Annotated in this window: 4 protein-coding genes; 3 read left to right on the forward strand and 1 reads right to left on the reverse strand. The window is 59.9% G+C overall.

The window, feature by feature from the left end:
* A partial coding sequence (gene xdhA / locus B7L09_RS27255) for a xanthine dehydrogenase small subunit (protein ID WP_094471474.1) occupies positions 1 to 1,097 on the reverse strand: 1,097 nt, incomplete at its 3' end.
* A gap of 267 nt (positions 1,098 to 1,364) precedes the next feature.
* Here xdhA and B7L09_RS27260 point away from each other — a divergent pair.
* The 3 genes from B7L09_RS27260 to zipA all read left to right on the forward strand — a co-directional run bounded on the left by B7L09_RS27260 (position 1,365) and on the right by zipA (position 6,630).
* Positions 1,365 to 2,024 carry a GntR family transcriptional regulator gene (locus B7L09_RS27260; RefSeq protein WP_094471475.1) on the forward strand — a complete coding sequence of 220 codons (660 nt, stop codon included), beginning with the start codon at positions 1,365 to 1,367 and terminating at the stop codon, positions 2,022 to 2,024.
* A 2-nt stretch (positions 2,025 to 2,026) separates the two neighbouring features.
* Positions 2,027 to 5,515, forward strand: a complete 3,489-nt coding sequence (smc, locus tag B7L09_RS27265; protein ID WP_094471476.1) for a chromosome segregation protein SMC — start codon at positions 2,027 to 2,029, stop codon at positions 5,513 to 5,515.
* A gap of 260 nt (positions 5,516 to 5,775) precedes the next feature.
* Positions 5,776 to 6,630 carry a cell division protein ZipA gene (gene zipA / locus B7L09_RS27270; protein ID WP_094471477.1) on the forward strand — a complete coding sequence of 285 codons (855 nt, stop codon included), beginning with the start codon at positions 5,776 to 5,778 and terminating at the stop codon, positions 6,628 to 6,630.
* Positions 6,631 to 6,657 lie beyond the last annotated feature (27 nt).

Raw genomic sequence — 6,657 nt, forward strand, 5'->3', positions numbered from 1 at the left:
TCGGCNTTGGCNNNGGGGACAATGATTTTCTCGATGAACTCACTGTCCTGGCGCGCGGTAACGCGGTAGTCGATGAAGTAATCTTCCAGCGCCAGGGTGCGGCGGGTATTGCCTTTGCACAGCACGATCTGCGCACCGAGGGCGATCAGCAGGGGAGGCGAATCACCAATCGGCGAGGCGTTGCCGATATTGCCGCCCAGGGTGCCCTGGTTGCGGATTTGCANAGAAGCGAAGCGTTGCAGCAATTCACCAAAATCCGGGTATTCGGCTTTCAAGGCTTCGTAGCAATCGGAGAGGGCGGTGGCGGCGCCGATTTCCAGGCGATCGTCGAAGCGTTCGATGCGCTTCATTTCGGCAACGTTGCCGACGTAGATCATCACCGGCAACGCGCGATGAAACTGGGTGACTTCCAGCGCCAGATCCGTACCGCCGGCCAGTAGCCGGGCCTGTGGATAAGCGTCGTAGAGGTCGGCCAGGTCGGCAACGGTCAGCGGCACCAGGCAGCGTTTATCACCACTGTTGAGNTCGCCGATGTCGGTAGGTGCGATGGCTTTCAGGCGAGCGATGGTATCGGCTTCGCGGGCATCGAATTGATCCGGTTGTTTACCGCAGCAGGATTGCTCGGCGGCNNCAAGAATCGGGCGGTAGCCGGTGCAGCGGCAGAGGTTGCCGGCCAGGGCTTCGTGGGCTTTTTGGCTGTCGGGGGCGTCGCTGTTCTTTTGCAGGGCAAACAACGACATCACGAAACCCGGCGTGCAAAAGCCGCATTGCGAGCCGTGGCACTCAACCATGGCTTGCTGCACGCTGTGCAACTGGCCTTGATGCTTGAGGTCTTCGACGCTGATCAGTTGTTTGCCGTGCAACGACGATACGAAGGTCAGGCACGAATTGAGGCTGCGATAACGAATCTGCTCTGCGCCTTGCTCATTGGTATGCAGCTCGCCGACCACCACGGTGCATGCACCGCAATCGCCGCTGGCGCAGCCTTCCTTGGTACCGGGTTTGCCCACATGCTCGCGCAAATAGTTGAGCACGGTCAGATTGGGGTCCAGGGCGTGCTCGCTACGGAGTTCCTGGTTAAGTAAAAACTGGATCACGGAAGGCCTCGCAGACTCATTATTGTTGTTAACCGCTTTGCGCCGAATCTAGTCATATCTGACTTTGCGGTCAATGATTTTCTGACTTAAAGGTCAGGAAACAGCATTTTGTCGATCAACGACTCGTTCCTTCATTATTGACCCTCGCGGGTTAGCCTGCTTTTTGCTTGATTCGTGCCAAAAACCGCTGAGTGGGCACTCCGCCATGACCCTTCATGTGCGCTACACTGCGCCGCTTGTGCAGATCGAAGANTTTGAAGGAAAAACATGACGTTCAAGGCGCCGGACAGTCTCGCCGAGCAAATCGCTCACCACCTCGCCGAACGTATCATTCGCGGCGATCTCAAGCCTGGGGAGCGGATCCAGGAACAGAAAGTCACGCTGGCNCTCAATGTCAGCCGTGGTTCCGTGCGTGAAGCCTTATTGATCCTTGAGCGCCGCCACCTGATCGCGATCCTGCCGCGCCGTGGCGCCCACGTCACCGAACTCACCGCGCACAAGGTGCAGAGCCTGTGTACGTTGATGAGCGAGTTGTACATCCTGCTCGGTAATGCAGTGGCCAAAGGCTGGCAGGTCCAGGCTGACATGGCGCCGTTCGTGCAGATCCAGCAGCGCCTGGCCGCCAGCTATGAGCGTCAGGACATCCGCACCTTCGTCGAAGAAAGCTTCAACGTGATGCGCGCCGCGTACCCCTTCGCCAACAACCCGTACTTGCAGGAAACCGTCGAGAACCTGCAACCGGCGATGAGCCGTGCGTATTTCCTCGCCCTGGACCAGCGCAAGGCCTCGATGAGCGAGTTCCTCGAACTGTTCGAACGCTTGCTCGCCGCTGTGCTGGCCCGTGACTTTCCGCAGATTCGCCAAGTGCTGNCGGCCTATGGCCAGCGCAGCAGCGATCTGGTGGTTNCTGCGTTGGCGGACGCCTAAGCGTGCGGCTCAAGTGCATCAAACTGGCGGGGTTCAAATCCTTCGTCGACCCGACCACGGTGAACTTCCCCAGTAACATGGCGGCGGTGGTCGGGCCCAATGGCTGCGGCAAGTCGAATATCATCGACGCCGTGCGCTGGGTGATGGGCGAGAGCTCGGCAAAAAACCTGCGTGGCGAGTCGATGACCGACGTCATCTTCAACGGCTCCACCAGCCGCAAGCCGGTGAGCCAGGCCAGCATCGAACTGGTGTTCGATAACTCCGACGGCACCCTGGTCGGTGAATACGCGGCCTACGCGGAAATTTCCATTCGCCGCAAAGTGACCCGCGACAGCCAGACCACCTACTACCTCAACGGCACCAAATGCCGTCGTCGCGATATCACCGATATCTTCCTCGGCACCGGCTTGGGCCCGCGCAGCTACTCGATCATCGAGCAGGGCATGATCTCCAAGCTGATCGAAGCCAAGCCCGAAGACCTGCGCAACTTTATCGAAGAGGCGGCCGGCATCTCCAAGTACAAGGAGCGCCGCCGCGAGACTGAAAACCGTATTCGCCGCACCCATGAAAACCTTGCCCGCCTGACCGACCTGCGCGAAGAGCTGGAGCGCCAGTTGGAGCGCCTGCACCGCCAGGCCCAGGCCGCCGAGAAGTATCAGGAATACAAGGGCGAGGAGCGTCAGCTCAAGGCGCAACTGTCGGCCCTGCGTTGGCAGGCGCTGAATGATCAGGTTGGGCAGCGCGAAGCAGTCATTGGCAATCAGGAAGTCACCTTCGAAGCGTTGGTCGCTGAACAGCGCAACGCCGATGCGGCCATCGAGCGCTTGCGTGACGGGCACCACGACCTGTCAGAGCGCTTCAATCTGGTGCAGGGGCGCTTCTATTCGGTCGGCGGCGACATCGCCCGGGTCGAGCAGAGCATCCAGCACGGCCAGCAGCGTCTGCGCCAGTTGCAGGATGATTTGAAGGAAGCCGAACGCGCGCGCCTGGAAACCGAATCGCACCTCGGCCACGACCGCACGTTGCTGCTGACCCTCGGCGAAGAGCTCGACATGCTCACCCCCGAGCAGGAAATCACCAGCGCTGCCGCCGAAGAAGCGGCCGCTGCGCTGGAAGAATCCGAAACCACCATGCACGGCTGGCAGGAACAGTGGGACGCTTTCAACCTGCAATCCGCCGAGCCGCGCCGCCAGTCCGAGGTCCAGCAGTCACGCATTCAGCAACTCGAAACCAGCATGGAGCGTCTGGCCGATCGCCAGAAGCGCCTTGGCGAAGAGCGCGCGTTGCTCTCGGCGGACCCGGAAGACGCGGCGATCATGGNACTCAGCGAGCAATTGGCCGCGAGCGAAGCAACCCTCGAAGATTTGCAGGCCAGCGAAGAAGCCCAGGTCGAACGCCTTGAGCAACTGCGTCAGGAATTGCAATTGGCGACCCAGGNNCAGCAGCAGGCCCAGGGCGACTTGCAGCGGCTCAACGGTCGCCTGGCGTCACTTGAAGCCTTGCAGCAAGCCGCACTGGACCCGGGCACCGGCACCGCCGAATGGCTGCGCGACCAGCATCTTGCCGAGCGCCCGCGCCTGGCCGAAGGCTTGAAGGTTGAGGCCGGTTGGGAGCTGGCGGTGGAAACCGTACTCGGCGCCGACCTGCAAGCCGTGCTGGTGGATGACTTCGGCGATTTCGATCTGGCCGGTTTTACCCAGGGCGATTTGCGTTTGCTCAGCCCGGCCAGCGATGGCGTGCGAGTGCCGGGCAGCCTGCTTGACAAGGTTGAAGCGCAGATCGATCTGTCGCCCTGGTTGGGGCAGGTCAAACCGGTTGAGAATCTTGAGCAAGCGTTGGCCCTGCGCAGTCAGCTGACCGTCGGCCAGAGCTTGATCAGCCGCGACGGCTATTGGGTTGGCCGACACTTTCTACGTGTTCGCCGGGCCAGCGAAGCGGAAAGCGGCGTACTCGCCCGGGGTCAGGAGATCCAGCGACTGAGCATCGAGCGCGAAGAGCGCGAGGCCACGGTCGAAACCCTCGAAACCCAACTTCAGACGCTCAGGGCGCAGCAGCGTCAGCAGGAAAACGGCCGCGAACATTTGCGTCGTTTGCTGCAAGACGAAGCGCGTCAGCAAGGTGAATTGAAAGCCCAGTTGTCTGCCGGCAAAGCCAAGGCCGAACAACTGACCTTGCGCCGTACACGCCTGGACGAAGAACTCACCGAATTGGCTGAGCAACGCGCGCTGGAGCACGAACAAATCGGCGAAGCGCGCCTGCAATTGCAAGAAGCCCTCGACAGCATGGCCCTCGACACCGAGCAGCGCGAACTGCTGCTGGCCCAGCGTGACAGCCTGCGCGAGCGCCTCGACCGCGTGCGTCAGGAAGCCCGGCAACACAAGGATCACGCCCATCAACTGGCGGTGCGTCTGGGTTCGCTCAAGGCGCAACACGACTCCACACGTCAGGCGTTGGAGCGGCTGGAGATGCAGTCTGAGCGCCTGACCGAAAAGCGCGAGCAGCTGAGCCTCAACCTGGAGGAGGGCGAAGCGCCGCTGGAAGAGTTGCGGCTCAAGCTCGAAGAGTTGCTCGACAAGCGCATGACCGTCGACGAAGAACTCAAGACTGCGCAGATCGCCCTGGAGGACGCCGACCGCGAATTGCGTGACGCAGAAAAACGTCGGACCCAGGCCGAGCAGCAATCCCAATTGATCCGCGGCCAACTCGAACAGCAACGCATGGAATGGCAAGCCCTGACCGTGCGCCGCAAGACCCTGCAAGACCAGTTGTTGGAAGACGGCTACGACCTGCACGGCGTGCTCGATACCTTGACCGCCGAGGCTAACGAGAAGGACGCCGAAGAAGAACTCGAACGCATTACGGCGCGGATTCAGCGCCTCGGTGCGATCAACCTGGCGGCCATCGACGAATACCAGCANCAGTCCGAGCGTAAACGTTATCTGGATGCTCAGAACGCCGATCTGGTGGAAGCCCTCGACACCCTGGAAAACGTGATTCGCAAGATCGACAAGGAAACCCGTAATCGCTTCAAAGATACCTTTGATCAGATTAATAGCGGTTTACAGGCGTTATTCCCGAAAGTTTTCGGTGGAGGCAGCGCCTACTTGGAACTGACGGGCGAAGATCTACTCGATACAGGGGTAACGATCATGGCGCGGCCTCCGGGCAAGAAGAACAGCACCATCCATTTGTTGTCCGGTGGCGAGAAGGCCCTGACCGCATTGGCTCTGGTATTTGCCATCTTCAAGTTGAACCCGGCGCCGTTTTGTATGCTCGACGAAGTTGACGCCCCGCTGGATGACGCTAACGTTGGACGCTACGCTCGATTGGTGAAAGAGATGTCCCAGACCGTGCAGTTCATCTATATCACCCACAACAAGATCGCCATGGAAATGGCGGACCAATTGATGGGTGTAACGATGCACGAGCCGGGTTGTTCGCGATTGGTGGCNGTGGATGTCGAGGAGGCGATGGCGATGGTGGAGGCCTGAGTCGGCGCTTGTAGGGCAAGTATTTTTGGTCTGTAGGACTTTTTTACCTGTCTCGACTTGCTGGCCAATCGACATATTCGCGCAAGCCATTGTGACAGACGGTGTAAAGTTACCTTTGGTCGTGCTAGTTTAATGTCAATTTTTCGTATGCGTGGGCAAAACGTCAGTCAGAACATAGAGTTGGCGCCACGTTTTAAAGCGGTTTGCACGGTGCTAAACCCCTTATTTTTCAGCATTTTTTATTAGAGGCACGGGATTACATGGAAATCGGTCTGCGCGAGTGGCTGATCGTCATCGGCATTATTGTCATTGCCGGTATTCTTTTTGATGGCTGGCGCCGCATGCGCGGTGGCAAGGGCAAACTGAAATTCCGTCTTGACCGAAGTTTGTCCAATCTGCCGGACGAGGACACCAGCGCCGAGCTGTTGGGCCCGCCCCGCGTGCTTGATACGCATAAAGAACCGCAACTGGACGAGCACGATCTGCCGTCGGTGAGCATGCCTGCCCGTGAACCGCGTGAGTCGGGTTCCAAGCGCGGCAAGCGTGGCCATGGCGAGCCTTCCCAGGGCGACATGAACCTCAGCCTGGATCTGGACGGCGGCCCGAGCTTCAGCAGCCGTGACGACGATTTCCCGGATGACACCAAGGCTTCGCCGTCGATCAGTGACAAGGAACAACCGCAAGCCGAAGAAGTGCTGGTGATCAGCGTGATCTGCCGCGACGCCGCCGGCTTCAAAGGCCCCGCGCTGCTGCAGAACATCCTCGAAAGCGGCCTGCGCTTTGGCGAGATGGATATTTTCCACCGTCACGAAAGCATGGCCGGTAACGGCGAAGTGCTGTTCTCGATGGCTAACGCGGTCAAGCCGGGCATCTTCGATCTGGACGACATCGACCACTTCAGCACGCCGGCGGTGAGCTTCTTCCTCGGCCTGCCAGGCCCACGTCACCCGAAACAAGCGTTCGACGTGATGGTGGCCGCCGCCCGCAAGCTGTCCCAGGAACTCAACGGCGAGCTCAAGGACGACCAACGCAGCGTGCTGACCGCCCAGACGATCGAGCATTACCGTCAGCGCATCGTCGAATTCGAACGCCGCGCCCTGACCCAGAAGCGCTGAAATTGGCAACGTGCGGGAAGTCGTAAT

Source organism: Pseudomonas mandelii (genome assembly GCF_002251635.1).
Lineage (GTDB): Bacteria > Pseudomonadota > Gammaproteobacteria > Pseudomonadales > Pseudomonadaceae > Aquipseudomonas > Aquipseudomonas mandelii_B.

Bases quoted from the DNA above. Each gene is read 5' to 3' on its own strand.
- zipA (WP_094471477.1), top strand. From the start codon at position 5,776: ATGGAAATCGGTCTGCGCGAGTGGCTGATCGTCATCGGCATTATTGTC.